At 60.7% G+C, this 25,345-nt stretch carries 22 protein-coding genes; 8 read left to right on the forward strand and 14 right to left on the reverse strand.

Annotated elements, in window-relative coordinates; genetic code table 11:
- The first annotated feature begins 318 nt into the window (after window positions 1–318).
- Window positions 319–2,724, forward strand: a complete 2,406-nt coding sequence (gene malP / locus ACMGGK_RS00595) for a maltodextrin phosphorylase (RefSeq protein WP_420276612.1) — start codon at window positions 319–321, stop codon at window positions 2,722–2,724.
- Between the two features lie 9 nt (window positions 2,725–2,733).
- Complete coding sequence (malQ, locus tag ACMGGK_RS00600; RefSeq protein ID WP_420276613.1) at window positions 2,734–4,824, forward strand: 4-alpha-glucanotransferase; 2,091 nt, start codon at window positions 2,734–2,736, stop codon at window positions 4,822–4,824.
- A gap of 184 nt (window positions 4,825–5,008) precedes the next feature.
- Here malQ and nfuA read toward each other — a convergent pair whose 3' ends face one another.
- Both nfuA and gntX read right to left on the reverse strand, forming a co-directional pair.
- Window positions 5,009–5,584: a Fe-S biogenesis protein NfuA gene (gene nfuA, locus ACMGGK_RS00605; protein ID WP_004930777.1), complete on the reverse strand. Its 576-nt coding sequence runs from the start codon at window positions 5,582–5,584 to the stop codon at window positions 5,009–5,011.
- A 58-nt stretch (window positions 5,585–5,642) separates the two neighbouring features.
- Entirely contained in the window at window positions 5,643–6,326 is a 684-nt protein-coding gene (gene gntX / locus ACMGGK_RS00610; RefSeq protein WP_028128296.1) for a DNA utilization protein GntX, read from the reverse strand.
- A 40-nt stretch (window positions 6,327–6,366) separates the two neighbouring features.
- Here gntX and bioH point away from each other — a divergent pair, with 40 nt between their 5' ends.
- Together bioH and ACMGGK_RS00620 are read left to right on the forward strand one after the other, a co-directional pair.
- On the forward strand, window positions 6,367–7,137 hold the full coding sequence (bioH, locus tag ACMGGK_RS00615) for a pimeloyl-ACP methyl ester esterase BioH (protein WP_016930386.1): 771 nt from the start codon (window positions 6,367–6,369) through the stop codon (window positions 7,135–7,137).
- 270 nt (window positions 7,138–7,407) lie between these two features.
- Window positions 7,408–7,692 (forward strand): YdgH/BhsA/McbA-like domain containing protein, encoded by a 285-nt coding sequence (locus tag ACMGGK_RS00620; RefSeq protein WP_004930765.1) that lies wholly within the window; start codon window positions 7,408–7,410, stop codon window positions 7,690–7,692.
- A gap of 41 nt (window positions 7,693–7,733) precedes the next feature.
- Here the strand turns inward: ACMGGK_RS00620 and ACMGGK_RS00625 are convergent, their stop codons facing one another.
- From ACMGGK_RS00625 to greB, 5 genes are all read right to left on the reverse strand, one after another.
- Window positions 7,734–7,973, reverse strand: coding sequence for a FeoC-like transcriptional regulator (locus ACMGGK_RS00625; RefSeq protein WP_016930385.1), 240 nt, complete (start codon window positions 7,971–7,973; stop codon window positions 7,734–7,736).
- On the reverse strand, window positions 7,973–10,279 hold the full coding sequence (gene feoB, locus ACMGGK_RS00630) for a Fe(2+) transporter permease subunit FeoB (protein WP_420276614.1): 2,307 nt from the start codon (window positions 10,277–10,279) through the stop codon (window positions 7,973–7,975). Before feoB ends, ACMGGK_RS00625 begins: the two co-directional genes overlap by 1 nt.
- Window positions 10,280–10,350: 71 nt before the next feature.
- Window positions 10,351–10,575 carry a ferrous iron transporter A gene (gene feoA / locus ACMGGK_RS00635; protein ID WP_028127609.1) on the reverse strand — a complete coding sequence of 75 codons (225 nt, stop codon included), beginning with the start codon at window positions 10,573–10,575 and terminating at the stop codon, window positions 10,351–10,353.
- A 606-nt stretch (window positions 10,576–11,181) separates the two neighbouring features.
- Window positions 11,182–13,515 (reverse strand): Tex family protein, encoded by a 2,334-nt coding sequence (locus ACMGGK_RS00640; protein ID WP_420276615.1) that lies wholly within the window; start codon window positions 13,513–13,515, stop codon window positions 11,182–11,184.
- Window positions 13,516–13,672: 157 nt separating this feature from the next.
- Window positions 13,673–14,146, reverse strand: a complete 474-nt coding sequence (gene greB, locus ACMGGK_RS00645; protein ID WP_004930745.1) for a transcription elongation factor GreB — start codon at window positions 14,144–14,146, stop codon at window positions 13,673–13,675.
- Window positions 14,147–14,375: 229 nt separating this feature from the next.
- On the opposite strand from greB, the gene cbpA reads away from it, so the two are divergent.
- The 4 genes from cbpA (at window position 14,376) to envZ (ending at window position 17,993) form a co-directional block, all read left to right on the forward strand.
- Window positions 14,376–15,338, forward strand: coding sequence for a curved DNA-binding protein (cbpA, locus tag ACMGGK_RS00650; protein ID WP_015379312.1), 963 nt, complete (start codon window positions 14,376–14,378; stop codon window positions 15,336–15,338).
- 5 nt (window positions 15,339–15,343) lie between these two features.
- Window positions 15,344–15,649 (forward strand): chaperone modulator CbpM, encoded by a 306-nt coding sequence (locus tag ACMGGK_RS00655; protein WP_004930739.1) that lies wholly within the window; start codon window positions 15,344–15,346, stop codon window positions 15,647–15,649.
- Window positions 15,650–15,906: 257 nt separating this feature from the next.
- Entirely contained in the window at window positions 15,907–16,626 is a 720-nt protein-coding gene (ompR, locus tag ACMGGK_RS00660; protein WP_004709363.1) for a two-component system response regulator OmpR, read from the forward strand.
- Window positions 16,623–17,993 carry a two-component system sensor histidine kinase EnvZ gene (envZ, locus tag ACMGGK_RS00665; RefSeq protein ID WP_015379311.1) on the forward strand — a complete coding sequence of 457 codons (1,371 nt, stop codon included), beginning with the start codon at window positions 16,623–16,625 and terminating at the stop codon, window positions 17,991–17,993. The genes ompR and envZ overlap by 4 nt, the downstream gene beginning before the upstream one ends.
- Window positions 17,994–18,026: 33 nt before the next feature.
- Here the strand turns inward: envZ and ACMGGK_RS00670 are convergent, their stop codons facing one another.
- The 7 genes from ACMGGK_RS00670 to ACMGGK_RS00700 form a co-directional block, all read right to left on the reverse strand.
- Complete coding sequence (locus ACMGGK_RS00670; RefSeq protein ID WP_016930378.1) at window positions 18,027–18,506, reverse strand: type II toxin-antitoxin system VapC family toxin; 480 nt, start codon at window positions 18,504–18,506, stop codon at window positions 18,027–18,029.
- Window positions 18,503–18,766, reverse strand: a complete 264-nt coding sequence (locus tag ACMGGK_RS00675) for a FitA-like ribbon-helix-helix domain-containing protein (RefSeq protein ID WP_004930730.1) — start codon at window positions 18,764–18,766, stop codon at window positions 18,503–18,505. The genes ACMGGK_RS00670 and ACMGGK_RS00675 overlap by 4 nt, the downstream gene beginning before the upstream one ends.
- 126 nt (window positions 18,767–18,892) lie before the next feature.
- On the reverse strand, window positions 18,893–20,512 hold the full coding sequence (gene pckA, locus ACMGGK_RS00680; protein ID WP_015379308.1) for a phosphoenolpyruvate carboxykinase (ATP): 1,620 nt from the start codon (window positions 20,510–20,512) through the stop codon (window positions 18,893–18,895).
- 194 nt (window positions 20,513–20,706) lie between these two features.
- Window positions 20,707–21,585 carry an Hsp33 family molecular chaperone HslO gene (gene hslO, locus ACMGGK_RS00685; protein ID WP_420276616.1) on the reverse strand — a complete coding sequence of 293 codons (879 nt, stop codon included), beginning with the start codon at window positions 21,583–21,585 and terminating at the stop codon, window positions 20,707–20,709.
- Between the two features lie 25 nt (window positions 21,586–21,610).
- Window positions 21,611–22,018, reverse strand: coding sequence for a ribosome-associated heat shock protein Hsp15 (hslR, locus tag ACMGGK_RS00690; protein ID WP_016930377.1), 408 nt, complete (start codon window positions 22,016–22,018; stop codon window positions 21,611–21,613).
- Entirely contained in the window at window positions 22,015–22,695 is a 681-nt protein-coding gene (gene yrfG / locus ACMGGK_RS00695; protein WP_016930376.1) for a GMP/IMP nucleotidase, read from the reverse strand. The genes hslR and yrfG overlap by 4 nt, the downstream gene beginning before the upstream one ends.
- Before the next feature lie 97 nt (window positions 22,696–22,792).
- Window positions 22,793–24,928 carry an intracellular growth attenuator family protein gene (locus tag ACMGGK_RS00700; protein ID WP_420276617.1) on the reverse strand — a complete coding sequence of 712 codons (2,136 nt, stop codon included), beginning with the start codon at window positions 24,926–24,928 and terminating at the stop codon, window positions 22,793–22,795.
- Between the last annotated feature and the right edge of the window lie 417 nt (window positions 24,929–25,345).

Raw genomic sequence — 25,345 nt, forward strand, 5'->3', positions numbered from 1 at the left:
TGCTATCGATCACACTTTTTTACGTTTGGCGTCGGAGTACGGCGATACGGTGGCGGATCGCATTTCCGGCCATGGACAAAACTTCAGCAGCGCGAATACTTGTGCTAACGTCAGGGTTAACGTTCTCAGTGCTCGCCGCACGCGTTGGCGGGCTTTTTTGCATCGTTGCAAGGGAGTCAAAAAGTGCCTGAGATCACAATTCCAGCTACGCCCCAATCCTCCTCCCCAGCTAATCCCCAGGCGGGATGATGCCGTCAGGCTTTCTCACCGGCACGATAGCGGCAATTTGACCCACTTACTGGATAGAGAGTTTTCCTTATGTCACAGCCTACGCTCAAGAAGGATGCTTTTCTGGCGGCGCTCGCCCGTCAGTGGCAACGGTTCGGCCTCAGTTCCGCGCAGCAAATGACGCAACATCAATGGTGGGAGGCCGTCAGTGCGGCGCTGGCCGAGCAACTGGCCGCACAGCCGGCGCCGCGCAAAAGCGCCAAACCGCTGCGCCACGTGAACTACATCTCGATGGAGTTTCTGATCGGCCGGCTGACGGCGAACAACCTGATCAACCTGGGCTGGTACGACACCGTCGAGCAGGCGCTGGCCGAGCAGAACGTCAAGTTGGCGGATCTGCTGGAGCAGGAAACCGATCCGGCGCTGGGCAACGGCGGGTTGGGGCGGCTGGCGGCCTGTTTCCTCGACTCGATGGCGACGGTGGAACAACCGGCCACCGGCTATGGGCTGAATTACCAGTACGGGCTGTTCCGCCAGTCGTTCCGCGAAGGGCAACAGCAAGAGGCGCCGGATAACTGGCAGCGCGAGAGCTACCCGTGGTTCCGCCACAACGCCGCGCTGGCGGTGGACGTGGGCATCGGCGGCAAGCTGGAAAAGCAGGCCGACGGCCGCGAACTGTGGCGCCCCGCCTTCACCCTGCGCGGCGAAGCCTGGGATCTGCCGGTGCTGGGGTATCGCAACGGCGTGGCGCAGCCGCTGCGCCTGTGGCAGGCGACCCATCAGCATCCGTTCAACCTGAGCGATTTCAACGACGGCAAATTCCTGCAGGCGGAGAAGCAGGGCGTAGAAGCCGACAAGCTGACCAAGGTGCTCTACCCGAACGACAACCATCAGGCCGGCAAGCGCCTGCGCCTGATGCAGCAGTATTTCCAGTGCGCCTGCTCGGTGGCGGACATTTTGCGCAAGCACCATCAGGCCGGCCGCAAGATTGAAGAGCTGCCGAAGTACGAAGTGATCCAACTGAACGACACCCACCCGACCATCGCCATTCCGGAAATGCTGCGCATTCTGCTGGACGAACACCAGCTGGAGTGGGAGGCGGCCTGGGCGATCACCAGCAACACCTTCGCCTATACCAACCACACCCTGATGCCGGAAGCGCTGGAATGCTGGGATGAAAAATTGGTGCGCAGCCTGCTGCCGCGCCATTTCTCCATCATCAAACAAATCAACGCCAGGTTTAAAAAATTGGTGGATAAGCATTGGCCGGGCGACGAGGCGGTGTGGGCCAAACTGGCGGTGCACCACAACAAGCAGGTGCGCATGGCCAACCTGTGCGTGGTCAGCGGCTTTGCGGTCAACGGCGTAGCGCAGCTGCACTCGGATCTGGTGGTGAAAGATCTGTTCCCGGAATATCACCAGCTGTGGCCGAACAAATTCCATAACGTCACTAACGGCATCACGCCGCGCCGCTGGCTGAAACAGTGCAACCCGGCGCTGTCGGGCCTGATCGACGAGACGCTGAAGGTGGAGTGGGCGAGCGATCTCGACGCGCTGCGCGGGCTGGAAAAATTCGCCGACGACGCGGCGTTCCGCCAGCGTTATCAGCAGATCAAACGCGACAACAAGGTGGCGCTGGCCCATTACGTGCACGGCGTGATGGGGTTGACGCTCGACCCGGACGCGATCTTCGACGTGCAGATCAAACGCCTGCATGAATACAAACGTCAGCACCTGAACCTGCTGCACATCCTGTCGCTGTATCGCCAGCTGCGCGACAACCCCAACCTGGACATCGTGCCGCGCGTCTTCCTGTTCGGCGCCAAGGCGGCGCCGGGCTACTACCTGGCGAAGAACATCATCTACGCCATCAATCAGGCGGCCGAGAAGATCAACAACGATCCGTTGGTGAAAGATCGCCTGAAAGTGGCGTTCATCCCTGACTACCGCGTCTCGGTGGCCGAACTGATGATCCCGGCGGCGGATATCTCCGAACAGATCTCCACCGCCGGCAAAGAGGCCTCCGGCACCGGCAACATGAAGCTGGCGTTGAACGGCGCGCTGACGGTCGGCACGCTGGACGGCGCCAACGTCGAAATCGCCGAGCAGGTGGGCGAAGACAATATCTTTATCTTCGGCAATACCGTGGAGCAGGTGAAGGCGATAGTGGCGAAGGGTTACGATCCGCTCAGCTACCGCAAGAAAGACAAGCACCTGAAGGCGATTCTGGACGAGCTGGCGAGCGGCGCCTTCAGCCACGGCGATAAGCACGCGTTCGACATGATGCTGCACAGCCTGCTGGAAGGCGGCGATCCCTACCTGGTGCTGGCGGACTTTGCCTCGTACTGCCAGGCGCAGCGCCGGGTCGATGAACTGTATCGCGATCGGGACGAGTGGACGCGGCGGTCTATCCTTAACACCGCGCGCGTCGGCATGTTCAGCTCGGATCGCTCGATCCGCGATTATCAGCAGCGCATCTGGCAAGCCAAACGTTAAGGAGAGCGAATGGATCGCAAGCGTATCGATCAGGCGGCAGCGCAGGCGGGGATCGCTGCCGATTTCATCAATGCCCACGGCAAGCGGCAGGCGATTGAACCGGAGACCAAGCGCAAGCTGTTGGCGGCCATGAATCGGGCCGATGCCGCGCAGGAAGACGCGGCGTCGCCGTTACCGGCGGTCAAGGTGTTCTATCAGGGCGCGCCGCTGGCGTTGACCCCGGCGGGTGAAGGCGAGTACCTGTGGGCGCTGCAGCGTGAAGACGGCGAATGCCTGCAGGGGCGCGTCGGCGCGCGCAAGACCCTGACGTTGCCCGGCGATCTGCCGGCGGGCTACCATCAATTGACGCTGAGCCAGGGCGTGCGGCAGTGGTCATGCCGCGTGATCGTCGCGCCGAGGCGCTGCTTCGAGCCGGACGCCTTGCTGACCGGCAAGAAACTGTGGGGCGCCTGCGTTCAGCTGTATACGCTGCGTTCCGATCGCAACTGGGGCATCGGCGATTTCGGCGATCTGCGCCTGATGGTGGAGCAGGTGGGGGAACGCGGCGGTGCCTTCGTCGGCCTCAATCCGATCCATGCGCTGTATCCGGCCAACCCGGAGAGCGCCAGCCCCTACAGCCCCTCGTCGCGCCGCTGGCTGAATCTGGCGTATATCGACGTCAACGCGGTGGAGGATTTCCAGCGCAGCGACGCGGCGCAGCGCTGGTGGCAGAAGCCGGCGACGCAGAAGCAGCTGGCCAGGGCGCGCGCCGCGGAGTGGGTGGATTACACCGCCGTGATGCAGCTGAAGCTGGCGGCGCTGAAGCTGGCGTTCCCGCTGTTTCAGGCGCGCCAGCCGAACGACGCGCAGCGTCAGGCGTTCGAGCTGTTTGTGGCTGAGGGCGGCGACAGCCTGTATCAGCAGGCGGCGTTTGATGCGCTGCACGCCCATCTGGCGGCCAAAGACGCCAGCCAGTGGGGCTGGCCGGCCTGGCCCGAACGTTATCGGCAGGGGCAGAGCGAAGCGGTGCGGCAGTTCTGCTCTGAACATCAGGACGCGGTTCGCTTTTATCTGTGGCTGCAATGGCTGGCGGGCACGCAGTTCGCGCAGTGTTTTGACCAGAGTCAACAGCAGCAGATGCCGATTGGCCTGTATCGCGATCTGGCGGTCGGGGTGGCGGAAGGCGGGGCGGAAACCTGGTGTGACCGTGAGCTGTACTGCCTAAAAGCGTCGGTCGGGGCGCCGCCGGATATTCTGGGGCCGCTGGGGCAAAACTGGGGCCTGCCGCCGATGGATCCGCACGTGATGGCGGCGCGCGGGTATCAGCCGTTCATCGATCTTTTGCGCGCCAACATGACCAGCTGCGGCGCGCTGCGCATCGATCACGTCATGGCGCTGTTGCGGCTGTGGTGGATCCCGTATGGCGAAACCGCCGATCGCGGCGCCTACGTCAAATACCCGGTGGACGATCTGCTGGCGGTGCTGGCGCTGGAAAGCCAGCGCCACCGCTGCATGGTGATCGGTGAGGATCTCGGCACGGTGCCGGTGGAAATCGTCGGCAAGCTGCGCGACAGCGGCGTCTATTCCTACAAAGTGCTCTATTTCGAAAGCGACGGCGAACACCATTTCCGCGCGCCGCAGGCCTATCCGGTGCAGGCGATGGCGACCATCACCACCCACGATCTGCCGACGCTGCGCGGCTACTGGCAAAGCGACGACCTGACGCTCGGCAACCGGCTGGGTCTTTACCCGGACGCGGAAATCCTGCGGGCGCTGTTCGCCGATCGGGAACGCGCCAAGCAGGGATTGCTGGACGGATTGCATCGCTATGGCTGCGTGCCGCAGAAGGTGGGCAAGAAGGCGGCGCTGCTCGGCATGAGCCAGCTGCTCAACCGCGGCCTGCAGCGTTATGTCGCCGACAGCGCCAGCGCCTTGCTCGGCCTGCAGCCGGAAGACTGGCTGGATATGGCGGATCCGGTCAACATTCCCGGCACCAGCGATCAGTACCCTAACTGGCGGCGCAAGCTGACCCGGACGCTGGAGGAGATGTTCGCCGACCCGCGGATAAACCGGCTGCTGAAGGATTTGGACAAGCGCCGACGCAAGGTGTCGGTGGGGTGACGATGAGGTGTCGTTGTATTAGGTCAAAGGACGAGAACTTTAGTCCCATCCAAATGACGGATACCCGAATTAATTGGAGTTGCAGCTAGGCGGCAAGTGCGTAAATCCCCAGGAGCTTACTTAAGTAAGTGACTGGGGTGTGCGCATGCGGCCAACAACGCTGCAACTTCAAGTAAGAAGGGTATCAGTAGTAGGAGTGCTCGCCGCGCTGGTGCTCGGTCAGGTCACGCACGCCCTTCAGCTCCGGGAATTTCTGCAGCAGCTCTTTCTCGATGCCTTCTTTCAGCGTGACGTCGACCATCGAACAGCCGTTGCAACCGCCGCCGAACTGCAGAATAGCCATGTTGTCGTCGGTGATCTCCATCAGCGTTACGCGGCCGCCGTGGCCCGCCAGCTGTGGGTTGATCTGCGACTGCAGCACGTACTCCACGCGCTCCATCAGCGGCGCGTCGTCATCGACCTTGCGCATCTTGGCGTTCGGCGCCTTCAGCGTCAGCTGAGAACCCAGCTGGTCGGTCACGAAGTCGATTTCGGCGTCTTCCAGATACGGCGCGCTCAGCTCATCGACATAGGCGGACAGTTTGTCGAACTTCAGTTCGGTATCCGTCGCTTCTACCGCGTCCGGCGGGCAATAAGAGACACCGCATTCGGCCGTCGGCGTGCCCGGGTTGATCACGAATACGCGGATTTGGGTGCCTTCTTCTTGATTTGCCAGCAGTTTGGCAAAGTGTTCCTGTGCAGCATCTGTTATACGGATCATAGCATTAGCTCAATAGTTGACTTCTATAGTCGGTTATAATACGCCCATTGCCGTGGCACTACAACGTGCGGCAAACGCACCATATCTGCACCGAGGCGGCGCCTTGCCGCCGCAGCAGCGCCGCGATCGCCGCGACGGTGCTGCCGGTGGTCACCACGTCATCCACCAAGGCGATATGCCGGCCGGCGACCGGCACGGTACAGGCGAACGCGCGCTGCAGATTGCGTCTGCGGGCAGAGGCGCTCAGCCGCTGTTGCAGGGCGGTTTTGCGCACCCGGCGCAAGGCGGCGGGCTGATAGGCGCAGCCCAGCCAGCGCGCCAGCGGCCGCGCCAGCAGATCGCTCTGGTTATAGCCACGGCGCCAGCAGCGTGATGCATGCAAGGGTACCGCTAAAATCAGGTCGGGTCTGTTCAGATACTGCTCTCTGCGCGCCTGCTGCCACCGCAACAGCATCAGGCGCGCCAGCGTCGGCGCGAGCTCGGGCGCGCGGTGGAACTTGAACCTTTTTACCAGTTGGCTGAGGGGCGCAGCGTAGTCGCCGACGAACACCAGCCGTTGCCAGGGCGGCGGCCGTTGCAGGCAGCGGCCGCAGGGCGTTCGCGCCTTCCCGGCGGGCAATCCGCAGCGCGGGCAACACGGCGGGTGGGCCGGCAGATGGCGCAGGCAGCAACTGCAGATGCCATGACGCATCAGGCTCAACGGTTGTCGGCATAGCCAACAGCGGCTGCGGATTGATAGCATAGCGTCTCCGAGACGGGTAAGCATGAAAGGACAATAACCAATGACAGCGCTGTACTGGCAAACAATAGGCGAAGGCGAACGCGATCTTGTGCTGCTGCACGGCTGGGGATTGAACGCCGAAGTGTGGCGTTGCATTCAGGCGCGGCTGACGCCGCATTTTCGCCTGCACCTGGTCGATCTGCCGGGGTACGGCCGCAGCCAGGGGTTCGGCGCCCTGTCGCTGGAGCAGATGACGGAAATCGTGCTGGCGGCTGCCCCGCCGCAGGCCTGGTGGCTCGGCTGGTCGCTCGGCGGACTGGTGGCCAGCCAGGCGGCGCTGATGCAGCCGCAGCGGGTCAGCGGGCTCATCACCGTGGCCTCTTCGCCGTGCTTTGCCGCCCGCGATGCGTGGCCGGGGATCCGTCCGGATGTGCTGAGCGGTTTCCAGCACCAGCTAAGCCTGGATTTCCAGCGCACCGTCGAGCGTTTTCTGGCGCTGCAGACGCTGGGCACCGAGAGCGCGCGTCAGGATGCGCGCCAGCTGAAAGCGGTAGTGCTCAACCAACCGACGCCGAGCGTCGAGGTACTGAACGGCGGGCTGGAGATCCTGCGCACCGCCGATCTGCGCGCGCCGCTGGCGGAGTTGAATCTGCCGCTGCTGCGGATCTACGGCTATCTGGACGGGCTGGTGCCGCGCAAGGTCGCCGAGCTGCTCGACGCCGCCTGGCCGAACTCCACGTCGCAGATCGTGGCCAAAGCCGCCCATGCGCCGTTTATCTCTCATCCCGATGAATTTGTGACGATGATCGAAGCGTTTATTGCAGCACATTGAATGCAGCGGGAAAACGCACGATAGAGCGCGAAAAAAAACGCCGCCGGGTGGATAAAAGACAAAGCTGTTCAATACTTAGTGAGTCAATGCGTTGGCTGCAAAATGAAAAGACCGCGTGCGGCGATTTTCATTTTGGCGTTTCGTCTCTGGGAAACAGGCCCCGTCAGGGAAAGCAACGAGGCCTGTGGATGTCGCGGCAGCCTGCGGTACTACGCATGGATCCTGGACGGCTTTCATAACAGATAAATTATCCATTGAGAGGTTAGTGTCATGAAATCATTGAAGATGATTATTGCAGCGGCAGTGCTGGGTTCGGTGTCTTTCGGCTCCATGGCGGCAACCCTGCTGACCAAGGAAGATCTGGATAAGAATCCGGGTAAATACGAGAAGATCGGCACCGTCACCACGACGGCGGAAACCACGTCACCGATGGACGCCAAGGAAGAGCTGTCCAAACTGGCGGACGAAAAGGGCGGTCAATACTACGTGATCCTGGCGGGCCGCGAACACGGTAAATTCAGCGCCATCGCCGAAGTTTACAAAGACAAGCAATAAGCCTTGAACGGCAAGGGGCGCCGCTGCGGCGCCCCTGATCGTTAGGCCTTCAGCCGGTAGAACACCGTGCTGCATCCCTGGCCCTGCGGGCAGCTTTTGCAGCCGCCGCTCAGACAGGCGCCGCCATCCTGTTCGATACGTTCCACTTTCCCCATTGCTGTCAAACGATCCAGCATCGCCTGCACCAGCGGCAACGGCGTCGCTAGCGATTGGCTGAGCTGCTGCGCCTGGGCGCTGCCGCGCAGCGCCAGCGCATCGCGCACCTGCAGCAGCCCGGCCATCAGTGACAGCTCCCTTTGGCGCTCTGGCAACAGGCCGCCGGCGTGGCGTTGCCCAGGCGCACCGTGACGCGGCTGCGCGCCCGGCGCAGGCCGAACAGCACCAGCAGATTCACCAGCACCACTGCCAGGATCGCCGTCAGGCTGTACTGCGGGTGTTGGTTGAAGGTCGCCGCCTGATAGAACAGCGTCGCCAGCGAGTAGGCCACGTTCAGCCCCCACAGGATAGAGAAGGTCATCCAGCCGCGGCTCGATTCGCGGGCGATGGCGCCCATCACCGAAACGCAAGGCACATACAGCAGCACGAAGATCAGGTAGCTGTAGGCGGAGATGCCGGAGCCGAATTTGCTGCTCATCACGCCCATCGAACCGACGCCCATCTCACCGTCGCCCTTGCTGGCTTCGATCGGGTTGGACAGCACGCTCAGGCTGAAGGTGTTTTTCAGGCCGTCCCAGGTTTCCTGCAGCGCGCCGCCCAGTTCATCGAGCAAGTTGAAGTTGGCGGCGTCGAACGCCTCTTTGTTGATGTGCTCGGCGGTATACAGCGTATTCAGCGTGCCGACCACCACTTCTTTCGCCATCGCGCCGGTCACCAGCCCAACGGTGGCCTGCCAGTTATCGCTGTGGACGCCCATCGGCTGCAGCAGCGGCGTCAGTACCTTGGAGACGGAGGCCAGCGCGGAGTCGTTGATGTTGTCGACCGTTTTGCCGCTGAACGAGAAGCTGTTCAGGCCGCCGATGAATATGCTGGCCACCACGATCACCTTACCGGCGCGCAACACGAAGCCTTTCAACCGCTGCCAGGTTTGCAGCAGCAGGCTTTTCAGGTGCGGCACGTGGTAAACCGGCAGCTCCATGACGAACGGCGAGGCTTCGCCGCGCATGAGGGTATATTTGAGTACCAGGCCGGTCAGGATCGCCACCGCGATGCCGAGCATGTACAGCGAGAACACCACCCCAGCGCCGTCCTGGCCGAAGAAGGCGGCGGCGAACACCGCCAGACGGGCGCCGCAGGACATGAACGGCGCCATCATGATGGTGATCAGGCGCTCGCGCTGGGCGTCCAGCGTACGGGCGCCCATGATGGACGGCACGTTGCAACCGAAGCCGACGATCAGCGGCACGAAGGATTTGCCCGGCAGCCCGAGCGCCTGCATCAGGCGATCCATCACGAACGCCGCGCGCGCCATGTAGCCGGAGTCTTCCAGGAACGATAGGAACAGGTACATCATGCCGATCTGCGGCACCAGCGGCAGCACGGTGTTGATGCCGCCGCCGACGCCCTGCGCCAGGAATACGGTCAGCCAGTCGGGGAAGTGCAGGGTGTAGCCGAGCCACTGAATGCCCTGAATGAAGATCGCCGCCGAGCCGATATCGAAGATCGGCTGCAGCGCGCCGCCGATATTGATCGCCAGCAGGAACATCAGGTACATCACCAACAGGAAGATCGGCACGCCCAGCCAGCGGTTGAGGATCACTTTATCCAGCATATCGGTCAGGCGGTTGGGCATCGCCTGCTGCGAGTTGCTGACCGCGTCGCACAGGGTGGCGATGGACTGGTAGCGCGCGTCGGCGATCACCAGCGCCGGGTCTTCTTGCTGCTGCTGTTGCAACGCCTGAATGGCCGCAGGCAGCAGCGCGACGGCGGGGCCGGCCAGCCGGTGGCTGTAGATGTCGCCCTCCAGCATCTGCAATGCCAGCCAGCGGCGTTGCACCGCCGGCAGCGTTTGCGGCATGGCGTCGCTCAGCGTGGCGACCGCTTTCAGCAGTAACGGCGGGTAGTTCACCAGCGCCTGCTGTTCGTTGATGCGATGATTGTCGATCATCTGTTTCAGCACGCCGATGCCGTCGGCGCGGGTGGAGATCATCGGTACTACCGGGCAGCCGAGGCGCGCCGACAGCGCGGCGACGTCGATATCGATATGCTGGCTTTTGGCGATGTCGAGCATGTTCAGCGCCACGATGCAGGGGATGCCCAGCTCCAGCAATTGCAGCGTCAAGTAGAGGTTGCGCTCCAGGTTGGAGGCGTCGACCACGTTGATCAGCAGATCGGCGTCGCCGCTCAAAATGTAGTGGCAGGCGATCTGCTCATCGAGCGAGGTTTGCTCCGAGATGGTGGTGAGGGAGTAGGTGCCGGGCAAATCGACCAGCCGCACGTCGGACTGCGGGGTGGTGAAATGGCCTTCTTTGCGTTCGACCGTCACGCCCGCCCAGTTGCCGACCCGTTGGCGTGCGCCGGTCAGCTGGTTGAACAGCGTGGTTTTGCCGGAGTTCGGGTTACCGATTAAGCCGATGGTGAGTTTTTTCATAGTTCAGCGTGTCGTCTTCAAGGAGAACAGCGCCGGCGCAAGGGCGCGTCGGCAAATGGAGGCGTGCCGGTTCAGGGCTGGCCGTCGAGCTGCAGCAGCGCCAGATCTTTCCTGCGCAGCACCAGGCTGACGCGGCGGGTTTTAATTTCTATCGGATCGCCCAGCGGCGCGACGCGCACCACGTCGAACGAAGAGCCGGGCAGCATGCCGAGCGATAACAGTTTCTGGCGGTAGGCCGGCGCAATTTCACCGGAAAAGCCGATAATCTTATATGTGTGTTTAGGTTGAAGCTGCATGTGATTAACCTTCCGGGTGCCGATGAACATCGGGCTGATGATAATTGGACGTTGCCGGCGAAAATGCCACGCCGTCGGCGGTATTCATCCATAAGGTCATGCAATAAAGTGAGCACAAATAATAGTAATTATCATTATCGCGTTCAATACAAAAAGTAGGGGTATTGTAACCAATTATTATGGCGTCGACAGTTTTTGATGGCGTTGTCTTGATTAACGACGTTTTACCACCGCTTGCGATGGGGAACAAATGAGAATGGCGAGTTAAATCAGTTGCGTATTTGTAGCCAAGTTTTCTCGTTTGCAAATATCGAGGGTTTTTTCCCTTTATTTATTTCCGCTGAAAAGCAATTCGATAACATTATTCCGCCGTAATGCGAGCGGTAACCATTTGTGTTTCTCTCACAATTGGCGAGATGAAAAATGCGTGTTAACAAAGTTGTTAATAAATGGCTGCAGAAGGCATTTTTGCTGGCTGAATAATGAGAGGGTGATCACGCAGGAACAGGAAATAAAAAGATGACGGTTTATTGAGACGGGTCAAGAAATGCCGCAAGTTTTATTCATCAGAAAGGGCGGAGCAGGCTCCGCCCTGTTGGCTCTGACTTAGCGTTTCTTGCCGAATGCCGCCGCCAGCGCGTCGCCCATGGCGCTGTTGCCGGCCGGCGCCGCGTTGCGCGGTTTGGCCTTGTTGCCGCCCGCCGAACGGTTGGCGGTGTCGCGCGACTGTGCCGGCGCGTTGCCGCCGCGGCGCGGCGAGCCTTCACCCGGTTGCTCATCCAGGCGCATGCTCAGCGCGATGCGTTTACGCTGCAGATCGATTTCCATCACCTTCACTTTGACGATGTCGCCGGCCTTCACCACGGTGTGCGGATCTTCGACGAATTTGTCCGCCAGCGAGGAGATGTGCACCAGGCCGTCCTGATGCACGCCGATATCCACGAAGGCGCCGAAGTTGGTGACGTTGGTCACCGAGCCTTCCAGGATCATGCCCGGCTGCAGATCGTTGAGGGTTTCCACACCTTCGGCGAAGGTGGCGGTTTTGAACTCCGGACGCGGATCGCGGCCCGGCTTCTCCAGCTCTTTCAGAATGTCGGTGACCGTCGGCACGCCGAACTTGTCGTCGGTGAAATCAACTGCTTTCAGGCTGCGCACCGCGGAGGCGTTGCCCATCAGATCCTGCAGCGCCTGCTCGGTGGCGGCCAGGATGCGTTGCACCACCGGATAGGCTTCCGGGTGAACGGTAGAGGCATCCAGCGGGTTGTCGCCGTGGTTGATGCGCAGGAAGCCGGCGCACTGTTCGAACGCTTTCGGCCCCAGGCGGCTGACCTTCAGCAGCTGTTCACGGTTGCTGAAGCGGCCGTTCTCGTCGCGCCAGTTGACGATGTTCTGCGCCATCATGCGCGTCAGGCCGGCCACGCGGGTCAGCAACGGCACCGACGCGGTGTTCAGATCGACGCCGACGGCGTTCACGCAGTCTTCCACCACCGAATCCAACTTCTTCGCCAGCTGGCTCTGACTGACGTCGTGCTGATACTGGCCGACGCCGATGGATTTCGGGTCGATCTTCACCAGCTCCGCCAGCGGATCCTGCAGGCGGCGAGCGATGGACACCGCGCCGCGCAGCGATACGTCGAGATCCGGGAACTCCTGCGCCGCCAGTTCGGACGCGGAGTACACCGATGCGCCCGCTTCGCTGACGATCACTTTCTGCGCCCGGACGTCGCTGAACTGCTTTTGCAGGTCGAGATAGAAACGCTCGGTTTCACGCGACGCGGTGCCGTTGCCGATGGCCACCAGCTCTACATTGTGTTTGATGCACAGCGCCGCGACGATGGCGGCGGCTTTGGCCGCTTGCCCGGTGTGCGGGTAGACGGTGTCGGTGGCGACCAGCTTGCCGGTTGCGTCGACCACGGCGACTTTCACTCCGGTGCGCAGGCCCGGATCGAGGCCCATGGTGGCGCGCATGCCGGCCGGCGCAGCCATCAGCAGATCATGCATGTTGCGGGCGAACACGTTGATCGCTTCATCTTCCGCGCGCTCGCGCACCGTGCCCATCAGCTCGGTTTCCAGGTGCAGCAACACCTTGATGCGCCAGGTCCAGTTGACCACCGCCTTGCGCCAGGCGTCGGCCGGAGCGTTGTTCAGGCGCAGATTGAGGTGATTGATGATGATCAGCTCCGCCTGGCTTTCGCGCGGCGCTTCTTCAAACTGCGGATCGGCGTTCAGCGCCAGCTGCAGCACGCCTTCGTTGCGGCCGCGGAATATCGCCAGCGCGCGGTGCGAAGGCACCTGGGAAATCGGTTCGTGGTGATCGAAATAGTCGCGGAACTTGGCGCCTTCGTCTTCCTTGCCCTCGACCACTTTGGACACCAGATGGGCGTTTTTCCACAGGTAGTCGCGCACCTTGGCCAGCAGCGCGGCGTCTTCGGCGAAGCGCTCCATCAGGATATAGCGCGCGCCGTCGAGGGCGGCTTTCACATCCGCCACGCCCTTGTCGGCGTCGACGTAGCGTTCGGCCAGTTGTTCCGGCTGCTGTTGCGGATCCTGCCACAGCGTGTCCGCCAGCGGTTCCAGGCCGGCTTCGATGGCGATCTGGCCGCGGGTGCGGCGCTTCGGTTTGTACGGCAGGTAGAGGTCTTCGAGTTCGGTCTTGCTCAGCGTGGCGTTGATCGCCCCCGCCAGTTGTTCAGTCAGTTTGCCCTGTTCATCGATCGACTTCAGGATGGTCTGGCGACGATCTTCCAGTTCACGCAGATAACCCAGGCGGGTTTCCAGCTGGCGCAGTTGGGTGTCGTCCAGGCCCCCGGTGACTTCCTTACGATAGCGTGCAATAAAGGGCACGGTATTACCTTCATCCAGCAGACGGATGGCGGAGTCGACTTGCTCCGGCCGGGCCTGCAGTTCTGTTGCAATAATGCGGCTCAGTGGGTCATTCATAGGTCTGGTATCTGTATTGAGAACGGTGAATAAACAGGGGACAGTTATACGGATTGATCGGGGAAAATGCCAGCGAAGCGGGCCGCCGCCGCGCGGCCGCGGCATGGAGAACAGCGCAGACGGCGGCGTTGGCGGCGGTTAGGAAAAAGCTGAAAGCTTACTTCGGGTAGTTTATCTCGTTAACGTACCACTGCGCCTCGCCCAGCGGGGTATTGACGGTGGCGACGTCCCCGACCTCTTTTTTCAGCAGGGCGCGCGCCATCGGCGCATCGATGGAGATGTAATCCTTGCGGCCGAAAATCTCGTCGTAACCGACGATGCGAAAGCGTTTGGTTTCGCCGTCTTCGTTCTCCACCTCTACCCAGGCGCCGAAGAACACTTTGCCTTCCTGCTGCGGTGAATAATCGACGATCTTCAACTGCTCCAGGCATTTGGTCAGATAGCGGACGCGGCGATCGATCTCGCGCAGCCGCTTCTTGTTGTACTGGTAATCGGCGTTTTCGCTTCTGTCGCCCAGGCTGGCGGCCCAGGTCACTTTCTTGGTCACCTCGGGGCGTTCTTCGCGCCAGAGGTAATCCAGCTCTTGTTTGAGCTTGTCATACCCTTCACGGGTTATCAGTTGAGTTCTCATCGTGATTTATCTTTATGGGGCCACCGCCACAGTGTACGTGAATGCGGGGGGCTTTAGAAATGGCGCGCGGGCCTGTGCCTTGTCGCACGGTTTTTATTCAGTTTGCGCAGCTTTTAACGATCGGGAGTATGCTTAGCGTAGCGGAAAAGGAATGTGACGAAAGGAGGATATCTGGCGAGAGAGACAAGGAATTTTGGCGCACAACCCAACACATTGAAGGTATTACCGCATGGAATTTAAAGATTACTACGCCACGATGGGCGTTGAGCCCAACGCCGATCTGAAAACCATCAAAACGGCCTACCGTCGGCTGGCGCGTAAATATCACCCTGACGTGAGCACTGAAGACGATGCCGAAAGCAAGTTCAAGGAAGTGGCCGAAGCCTATGAGGTGCTGAAGGACGAGGAGCGCCGCGCCGAGTACGATCAGATCCGGCTGCACCGCAACGATCCGAACTTTGGCCGCCAGGCGCGCGGCGATCGCGGCGGCTATCAGCAGAGCGCTTCATGGCACGGCGGCGGCGCCGACGCGCAAGACTTCTCCGATTTCTTCGAAAGCATGTTCGGCGGGCGGGCGGCGGGCGGGCATCGCTCTGCTTCGCACTCGCACGGCGGGCATGGCTTCCGCGGCCAGGATCTGGAGATGGAGGTGCCGCTGTTCCTCGAGGAAACGCTGCATGGTCAAAGCCGCGAGATTTCCTACACGCTGCCGGTGTACGACGAACTGGGGCGGCAGGTAAGCGAAGCCAGCAAGACGCTGAACGTGAAAATTCCGGCCGGCGTGGGCGACGGCGAGCGCATTCGCCTCAAGGGGCAGGGCGTTGCCGGCGTGGGCGGCGGCCAGAACGGCGACCTGTATCTGGTCATCCGCCTCGCGCCGCATCCGCTGTTCGAAATTGATGGCCACAATCTGAGCATCGTGGCGCCGCTCGCCCCGTGGGAAGCGGCGCTCGGCGCCAGCATCGAGGTGCCGACGCTGACCGGCAAAATCGCGTTGACCGTGCCGGCCGGCAGCCAGAGCGGCAAACGGCTGCGGGTCAAGGGCAAAGGGCTGGCGGGCAAGAAAGAGCCCGGCGATCTGTATGTCATTCTCAAGGTGGTGATGCCGCCGAAGCCGAACGAGAAGGCCAGCGCCCTGTGGCGAGAGCTGGCTGAGCAGGCGGCGTTCAATCCGCGTGCGGAATGGGAGTAAAGCACATGATGAAGAAAGAGATCACATTCACCGTGGTGGAACTGTGTCAGCGAGTGGAGATTTCAGAGGACGAATTGGTCGAGATCGTCGGCCTGGGCGTGATCGTGCCGCTGGAGCCGGCGCAGCCGCGCTGGGAGTTCGATTACCCGGCGCTGAGCCATCTGCAGCGCGCGCGCAGGCTGCGTGCCGAGCTGGATCTGGATTGGCCGGGGATCGCTATGGCGTTGACGTTGCTCGATCGGGTTGATGCGCTGCAGCAAGAGAACCGGCAGTTGCGCCGGCAGCTGGCGCGTTTCCTGCAGACTTCCTGACCCGACGGCTAAACGCCACCGGTCGGTTCGCCGGTGGCGAAATTGTGCAAAATTGGGCCGTCGCCCCACATTGCGCCGATAAAGGGCGAAATTTTAACGAACCCCCGTCGACATTCACTGAAAATTGTTGATAAATGGGGAAAAGAATAAGCTTTGTAACAATTTCGTCTAGAATACATACCATTAAACGCTGTCTCAAATGGCAAGGTTTTCTAACAATATTCGAGTCAGGCAATAAAGCCTTTGGGAGTAATACCATGCAAGAGAATCATAAGATCCTGGTTGTCGATGATGACATGCGCCTGCGCGCGCTTTTAGAACGTTATTTAACCGAGCAGGGCTTCCAGGTTCGCAGCGTTGCCAACGCTGAGCAAATGGATCGCTTGCTGACTCGTGAATCCTTCCATTTGATGGTGCTCGATCTGATGTTGCCGGGCGAAGACGGCCTGTCCATCTGCCGCCGCCTGCGCAGCCAGAGCAACCCGATGCCGATCATTATGGTCACCGCCAAAGGCGAAGAGGTCGATCGCATCGTGGGGCTGGAAATCGGCGCCGACGACTACATTCCTAAACCGTTCAACCCGCGTGAGCTGTTGGCTCGTATCCGCGCGGTGTTGCGCCGCCAGGCGAACGAACTGCCGGGCGCGCCTTCGCAGGAAGAGGCGGTGATCGCGTTCGGCAAATTCAAACTGAACCTCGGCACCCGCGAAATGTTCCGCGAAGACGAACCGATGCCGTTGACCAGCGGCGAGTTCGCGGTACTGAAGGCGCTGGTCAGCCACCCGCGTGAACCGCTGTCGCGCGATAAGCTGATGAACCTGGCGCGTGGCCGCGAATACAGCGCCATGGAGCGTTCCATTGACGTGCAGATCTCTCGCCTGCGCCGCATGGTTGAAGAAGATCCGGCGCATCCGCGTTATATCCAGACCGTGTGGGGTCTCGGCTACGTCTTCGTACCGGACGGCAGCAAGGCATGAGGCGATTGCGCTTTTCACCGCGTAGCTCGTTTGCCCGAACCCTGTTGTTGATCGTCACCTTGCTGTTCGTCAGCCTGGTGACGACCTATCTGGTGGTGCTGAACTTCGCCATCCTGCCCAGCCTGCAGCAGTTCAACAAGGTGTTGGCCTACGAAGTGCGTATGCTGATGACCGATCGGCTGCAGCTGGAAGACGGCACGCTGCTGGAAGTGCCGCCGGCATTCCGCCGTGAGATCTACCGCGAACTGGGCATCTCTCTCTACACGAATTCGGCGGCGGAGGAGAGCGGCCTGCGCTGGGCGCAGCACTACCAGTTCCTCAGCCAGCAGATGGCGCAGCAGCTCGGCGGGCCGACCGATGTGCGGGTGGAAGTGAACAAGAACTCCCCGGTGGTGTGGCTGAAAACCTGGCTGCAGCCCGATATCTGGGTGCGCGTGCCGCTGACGGAAATCCACCAGGGCGATTTCTCGCCGCTGTTCCGCTATACGCTGGCGATCATGCTGCTCGCGATCGGCGGCGCCTGGCTGTTTATCCGCATTCAAAACCGCCCGTTGGTGGAGCTGGAACATGCGGCGCTGCAGGTGGGCAAGGGCATCATTCCGCCGCCGCTGCGCGAGTATGGCGCTTCCGAAGTGCGGTCAGTGACTCGCGCATTCAATCAGATGGCGTCGGGCGTCAAGCAGCTGGCGGACGATCGCACCTTGCTGATGGCCGGGGTCAGCCATGACCTGCGCACGCCGTTGACGCGCATTCGGCTGGCGACGGAGATGATGAGCGCCGAAGACGGTTATCTGGCCGAGTCGATCAATAAAGACATCGAAGAGTGCAATGCCATCATCGAGCAGTTCATCGATTATCTGCGCACCGGGCAGGAGATGCCGACCGAAAGCAGCGATCTGAACGCCATTTTAGGCGAAGTGGTCGCGGCGGAAAGCGGCTATGAGCGGGTAATTGAAACCGCGCTGTCGCCGGGCGAGCTGATGATGAATGTGCATCCGCTGTCGATTAAGCGGGCGGCGGTGAACATGGTGGTGAACGCGGCGCGTTACGGCAACGGTTGGATCAAGGTCAGCAGCGGTCGCGAGCTGCAGCGCGGCTGGTTCCAGGTGGAAGATGACGGCCCGGGCATCAAGCCGGAAGAATTGAAGCACCTGCTGCAGCCGTTCGTACGCGGTGACAGCGCGCGCAGCACCAGCGGCACCGGTCTGGGGCTGGCGATCGTGCAGCGTATTATCGACGCGCATGACGGCGAACTGGATATCGGCACCAGCGAGCGCGGTGGGCTGTTGATCCGCGCGTATATTCCGTTGCCGATGGAGAAAAAAGAGTCGACCAACGGCCATCAAACGGCCAGGGAAAACGCCTGACACTCTGGTGTGGGCCGCGCCGCTGCGGCCCCGTCAGGACTTTCTGCTCATCACGTAGTATTCCGCCGCATCTTCATGCAACCGACGGCCGGTCGGCGCCTGCCACGGATCGATTAACTCGATGCCGCAGTGGAGGAAGTCTTTGGTATTGCGGGTGGCCAGGGCGGCGCCGTAATGCAGGCAGGTGGCGGCGATTTGGGTATCCGGCACGCTCATCGCTTTACCCAGCAGCCGATTCCTTGCCGTCAATTCCGCGTATTGCATCGCGCACAGCCCATCAAACGGCAATATCTGCCCCTCGAACTTCAATTCAATGGCGTCCGCCAATTTCAGCTTGAGATCCCGCTGGCGCTTGCCGTCAGGCATGCAGGCGACGCCGCTAAACAGTTCGGCGAGGACAATGGCGCTGAGATAGAGCTCGTCATTGTCCTTTTCATTTAACCAGTTAATGACGTTGTAGTACGGGCTGGGACGCAGCGTTTCTGAAATGACGTTGGTGTCGATAATGATCATGCGTTGTCATCTTCATCATCAAAGGTGACGATGCGTGGCGGCACGGCGTCACGCGGTGGGATCTCCAGCTCAACGCCGCCGAATTCGGCGAAGTGCTGATGCATCCAGGTACCCAATCCATAGCGCGGCGGCTTTTTCACCAGCGCCTGTTTCAGGATCATGCGCGCTTCCTCTTCCATGGAATGGCCGTTTTTCGCCGCTGAGATACGCAGCAGCTCTTTGATTTCGTCGTCCAGATTTCTGACGGTGATAGTAGCCATTGAAACCTCCTTTGCTATCAATGATTGCATTGACTTATTTTCTCGTCTTTCCGGTTAAAAAGCAATCAATTGAAATAAAAAAAGGCGCGGGATCCGCGCCTTAGCTGAAGAGGTAACGTTACCGAATTACAGCTTCGGGCCGGCGCTAACCAGCGCGGCGCCCGCAGGCGTGTCGGTGTATTTGTCGAAGTTGGTGATGAAGCGCTCGGCCAGATCCTGCGCTTTTTCCTGCCACTGCTCGAGGCTGGCGTAGGTGTTGCGCGGATCGAGGATTTCCGGGTTCACGCCCGGCAGCGCGGTCGGCATCGCCAGATCGAAGATAGGCAGAGTGACGGTTTCCGCCTTGTCGATTTCACCGCTCAGGATGGCGTCGATGATGCCGCGCGTATCTTTGATCGAGATGCGTTTGCCGGTGCCGTTCCAGCCGGTGTTGACCAGGTAAGCCTGGGCGCCGGCGGCCTGCATGCGTTTCACCAGCACTTCGGCGTACTGCGTCGGGTGCAGCGACAGGAACGCGGCGCCGAAGCAGGCGGAGAAGGTTGGCGTCGGTTCGGTTACGCCGCGCTCGGTGCCGGCCAGTTTGGCGGTGAAGCCGGACAGGAAGTGGTACTGAGTCTGGTTGGCGGTCAGGCGCGATACCGGCGGCAGCACGCCGAAAGCGTCGGCGGTCAGGAAGATCACCTTGGTGGCGTGACCCGCCTTGGACACCGGCTTGACGATGTTCTGGATATGATAGATCGGGTAAGAAACGCGGGTATTCTCGGTTTTCGAACCGTCGTTGAAGTCGATGCTGCCGTCGGCCAGCACGGTGACGTTTTCCAGCAGCGCATCGCGTTTGATGGCGTGGTAGATGTCCGGTTCGGCTTCTTCAGACAGCTTGATGGTCTTGGCGTAGCAGCCGCCTTCGAAGTTGAACACGCCGTCGTCGTCCCAGCCGTGCTCGTCATCGCCGATCAGCTGACGCTTAGGATCGGTGGAGAGGGTGGTCTTGCCGGTGCCGGACAGGCCGAAGAACACCGCCACGTCGCCTTTCTCGCCCACGTTGGCCGAGCAGTGCATCGAGGCGATGCCTTTCAGCGGCAGCAGGTAGTTCATCATCGAGAACATGCCTTTCTTCATTTCGCCGCCGTACCAGGTGCCGCCGATCAGCTGCATGCGCTCGGTCAGGTTGAAGGCGACGAAGTTCTCCGAGTTCAGGCCTTGCTGCTGCCAGTTCGGGTTGGTGCACTTGGCGCCGTTCATCACCACGAAGTCCGGCTCGAAGTCAGCCAGCTCTTCGTCGCTCGGGCGGATAAACATGTTTTTCACGAAGTGCGCCTGCCAGGCCACCTCGGTGATGAAGCGCACTTTCAGGCGCGAGTCGGCGTTGGCGCCGCAGAAGGTATCCACCACGAACAGGCGTTTGCCGGACAGTTGTTCGGTGACCAGGTGTTTCAGATCGGCCCACACTTCCGGGCTGAGGGGTTTGTTGTCGTTCTTGCCTTTGCCCTGATCGGCCCACCACACGGTATCGCGGGTGATGTCGTCGCGGACGATGTATTTGTCTTTCGGCGAGCGGCCGGTGAAGATGCCGGTATCGACGGAGACGGCACCCAGCTTGGTGACTACCCCACGCTCAAAACCTTCCAGAGATGGGTCTGTTTCTTCCTTAAACAGCAGTTCATAGCTCGGGTTGTGAACGATTTCGCTAACGTCGTGAATGCCGTAAGCGGCCAGATCCTGAGGGGTTATACCTTTAACGCGCATGTTACTACTCCTTGGTCACAGAATTTCTGGCGGCAATTGTAGGGATCTAACGGTGCGTAACCGCGATGGGTATCAAATATTTAACGTTTTAGGCGGTATTTCGTTACGATCTGAGAGATAGCACACGGAAAAAAGCAAACGTGCAAACGGCGGGCGTTGGCGGGCGCCGGGCGCGCCCGCCGAAAGGGTGTCACTTAGTGCAACTGGTCGCTTTCGCCGGTGTTACCCGCATACAACGCGGCAACATCAACCGGGTCAAAGACATAGTGGCTGCCACAGTAGTCGCAGTGCATGTCGATGTTGCCGTCCTGCTCCAGCATGTCCGCCACTTCGTCGGTCAGCAGGGTCAGCAGCGCGTCGGCGCAACGCTGGCGAGAACAGGTGCAGCGGAACTGCACGTCCTGCGGTTCGTACAAGGTGACCTCTTCCTGATGGTACAGGCGGTACAACACTTCGTTGGCCGGCAGGCCGAACAGCTCTTCGCTTTTGACCGTGTTGGTCAGTTGCACCAGATGATCGAAATCATCGAGGTTGCCGTCCTGCGCCGGCAGCACCTGCAGCAGCATACCGGCCGCCGCGGCGTTGCCTTCCGCTTCGCCGGTGCGAATGAACAGGCGGGTTGGCAGCTGCTCGGACTGGCGGAAGTAGGCTTCCAGGCATTCGGCCAGGGTTTCACCTTCCAGGCCGACGACGCCCTGATAGCGCTCGCCTTCCGTTGGGGAAATGGTGATGACCATGACGCCGTTGCCGATCATCTGATGCAAGGTGCTGTCGTCGGCGATAGGCGCCTGGGTGCGAGCAACGCCGCGCATCTCCTGGCGGTTGTTGCCGTTGATCACCGCCAGCTTCAGCGGGCCGTCGCCTTGCAGCTGAACGGTGATGTCGCCGTCGAACTTCAGGGTCGCGGTCAGCAGACTGGTGGCGACCAGCAGTTCACCCAGCAGCTTTTGCACCGGCGCCGGGTAGTCGTGGTTATTCAGGATCTGCTGATAGGTTTCGCTGACGGTAACCAGCTCGCCGCGCACCGCGTAGTTTTCAAACAGGTAACGGTGCAATTGGTCATGGTTGGACATAATCTTCTCTCATTGCGGTGAGGGCTTATTCCGGCTCACCAAATTTAAATTTCATCAGGTCGCGCCGCTCCTTTTTGTCCGGACGACGGTCCGGATGCGGCATGGTCAACGCGTTCATCTTGCGCGCCAGCGCCATTTTTTCGCGGTTGGCGATGCTGGCTTCGGTTTCCTGATACATTTGCTGCGCCTCGCCGGCGCCGCGGCGTTGGCTGGTCAGCGCCAGCACGATCACCGTACGTTCTTCGTTGCCCTGCCGCAGCTTGAGCTCGGCGTTAAGTTCGACAATCTTGCTCGGCTTGCCACGCTGGCCGTTGTAATGCACCTTGCCGCCATCGATCATTTCGCGCGCCAGCGCGCGGGTCTTGTAGAAGCGTGCGGCCCACAGCCATTTATCCAGCCGAACCGCGTCGTCGCGCGTCGCTTTGTCTTTCATGCTTCCCCCTTGGCCAGCGCCGGTATCAGCAGGCGATAGTCGCGCATCGACGGATGGCGCTGGAAGCTTTTCTCCGCCGTGCTGGAGTCCGGGTTTTGCACGCCCAGGCAGTAACGAATGCCGAAAGTGCGCGCCGCGTCGAGGATCGGCTCGCCGTCGTCGACGAACAGCGTGCGCTGCGGGTTGAACCCGGTGTGCTGTTGCACCGCCTGCCACAGACGCTGATCTTCTTTCGGATAACCAAATGTGTGGGTGGAAAACAATAAATCAAGGTGCCGATCCAGACCGGTATGCTCGATTTTCACCGCCAGGCTGTGCGGATGGGCGTTGGTCAGCAAAATGGTTTGCAGGCCGGCGCCGCGCAGCGCCCGTAAAAACGGCTCGGTATCCTCGCGCAGCCGGGCGCGGCTGCCCACTTCGCTGGTCATGCGGTAGATATCCAGATCCAACCGCTCGCTCCAGTAATCGAAGCAATACCAATTCATGGTGTGCTGCACCGCCTGATATTCCCGCTCAATGATATGACGGGCTTCGTCAAACGGAATGGCGCGCCTTTCGCTCAGCGCTTGCGGCACCAGGCTGAGCCAGAAGTGACTGTCGAATTCCAGGTCCAGCAAGGTGCCGTCCATATCCAGCAGCACGGTATCGATCTGCGGCCAATCAAATTCGGGAACCATAAAAACTCCACGGGCGGACCGACGGGCGGTCCGCAGATGAGAATAATAGCGTTAGCGTAGCATAAGCAGATGACAGGGCGGAGGCCCGGCGTCAGGTTCAGGCCATCGGCCGCATCGACATCGGATTGATCTGCGGATTGAAGCAGCTGTCGTAGTAACGCTGGATATCGGCGACGCGGTGCTGATTGATGCGCCGACGCTGCACCAGCCGCCAGGCGTTATAGCCCAGGCTGACGACCACCGCCAGCAACAGCAGGCTGGTGCCGAGGTAGCGCCACAGGGTGATCATGTCCGGTTCGCTGTGCAGCGCCACGTGGCGGGTGCCGTTGGCATCGACGCTGAGGCTGGTGATTACCCCTTGCGCCTGGAACGGGGTATGCAGCAGCAGAGTGGAAAGGCGCTGCAGCTCATTCCACTGGTCGAGGGCGTTGTATTCGCTCTGCGGCGCTGAAGACTGCGGATGGCTGACCAGCTGGCGGCCTTCATCGCTGCGGATCAGGAAACCGCCCGGCGGCGGGCTGTTGAGCGCCGCGGCGGCCAGGCGCGTTTCATTGAAGATGAACGACGACGTGGCCACTTTGGTCAGGCTTTCCAGCGACTCTGCGCTTACCGGGCGCAGCAGGACGTTGACGCCTTGCAGCGCGCCGGATCTGGCGCGTTTCACCAGGCCGCTCCAGTTTTTGGCGTTGCCCAGGTTGACCAAGGCGTTTTTTAACCGCACGCAGTCGTTTTCTGCCTGGCACAAATCCTGTGTTTTCAGAACGATATCAGAGAAGTCATCCAACAGGATCATGCCGGATTTCTCGATGGCGCTGGCCAGCTGCGGGTTGACCTTCTGATCGGCGCCGCTCGGATGCAGCTGGCTGTTGACCGTGGCCAGCAGGGCCGTCGCTTTGTCTATGACTTCCGATTCCGGCTGCGGCAACGGGGCGGCGTTGTTCCAATAGATGCCGGAGCAGTCGAACGGCGCAAAATTGACGGTGCCGCCGCCGTTGGCCGGCGGCGGCACATAGCACATGCCGCTGCCGCGCACTTTCAGCGTGTCGCCGATGCGCAGCGGCGTGGCTTCCAGGGCTTGCACGCTGGTCACTTCCACTTTTTGCGCACCCTGCAGCCAGGCCATGCTGAGGGTCAGCGGCAGGTTGAGCGGAATATAGATCAGCAGCAACAGCAGTACCAGCGCCGAGCTGGCGACCAGCACCGCGTTGCGGCCCCACTGCTGCAGCGGGAAATTCTTCACTTCGTCATGCAGCGAGAGGAAGCGCCCCTGGCGCACTACCTGCCGATTGAGGTAGACGTCCACATCGGTGGTCTTGCCCAGATCCTGCGTCAGGTACGGCTGCCAATGCGGCGGGTAGATAAGATCGATGATGCCGAGCGAAATGTTGCTGATCTGCCCCTGATCGGACTCGCCGAACAGGCCCCAGCGCTTCGGCGTGCCGCGCAGGCAGTGGATCTCTTTCAGCTCACGCGACGCCGGACGGCGGAACAGGTTCCAGCATCCCCAGGCGATCATCAGCACCGCCACAAAAATCATCCAGGGGATAACCAGCACCGGGCTTATCAGGCTGAAGAACAGCAGCAGCAGCGCGGCGGAGATGATGACGGCTTCACGGATGCCGTTCGGCCGGTTCAGCGCATGCTCTTCCGGCGTTTCCTTGCGAATATTGACCAGCTCGACATGCTCGCTCTCTTCCTTGCGGATGGACGCGTTTTTGGTCGGCGTGGCGGCCACCACCGGCGGCTGCGGCCGATCGTGAATATGATCTTTCAGCGAGTGCCCGTTGAGCGAAATCACCAGCGGCAGCGTCTGGGTTCTGATCACTTCCACATGGTTGTCGGCGGTGATATAGGGTTCCCAAAACGGCGGCAGATGCACCTCTTCCGCGTCGAGGTAATAGCGCCATTTATTGGGATCGTCGCTGGCCAGCCCGTAGCGGGTAATGGCGTGCGTGACCGGATATACGTTATCGCTTTGCGGTGTGAGCGCCAGCTTGGCCGCGGGCAGCGTAGCGCCGCCGCCGGGCAACAGTTTGTTGCTCAGCTTGTTTTGCTGATTGAGATAGAACTCGACCGCGGCGCGCTCTTCGTCGGTCAGCTTGCGGTGGGCAGGCTTGATAAACGGCAATGCGCGCGCCAGCGCCGACGGGTTGCGGGCCTTGAACCACAGGTACAGGCCGGCGGCAATCAGGCAGACAAGCACTAAGGCCAATATCAACACTATTGTGCTCATGCAATCCCCATCTCACACCCGTGAATTTCGCCAACCTGATGAAAAGCTGAATATTATACGGAGTAAACCGCCAGGAGGCACCCAGAACTAATGAGGGAACAAACAGATTCTCGCTCTGGATCTCATTCCTTCATGACGCAAGGCCATTTTATCACTGATTCTTGCCTGCGTGATACTAGCAACCGGTCTCTGCCGTCGATATCGGTATTATCCTATTTTCTTGCGCGCTGTTTGCTGAATCAGTACGGAAAATCGCCGGCCGCTGGCTACGCTTGTTAAAAGAAAGTAAATTACTGTTCATGCGCGTTGCGGCGGAGCTTGCCCTTAACGCACAATGTGATCAGGATCGAATTTGGTCAGCGTTTGAGCGCCAACGAGCCGTGCGTTACGCCAATCATTTTTTCGGTTGCCCGTCCG

The sequence above is a fragment of the Serratia sp. BNK-33-b genome, assembly GCF_048684565.1.
GTDB lineage: Bacteria > Pseudomonadota > Gammaproteobacteria > Enterobacterales > Enterobacteriaceae > Serratia > Serratia marcescens.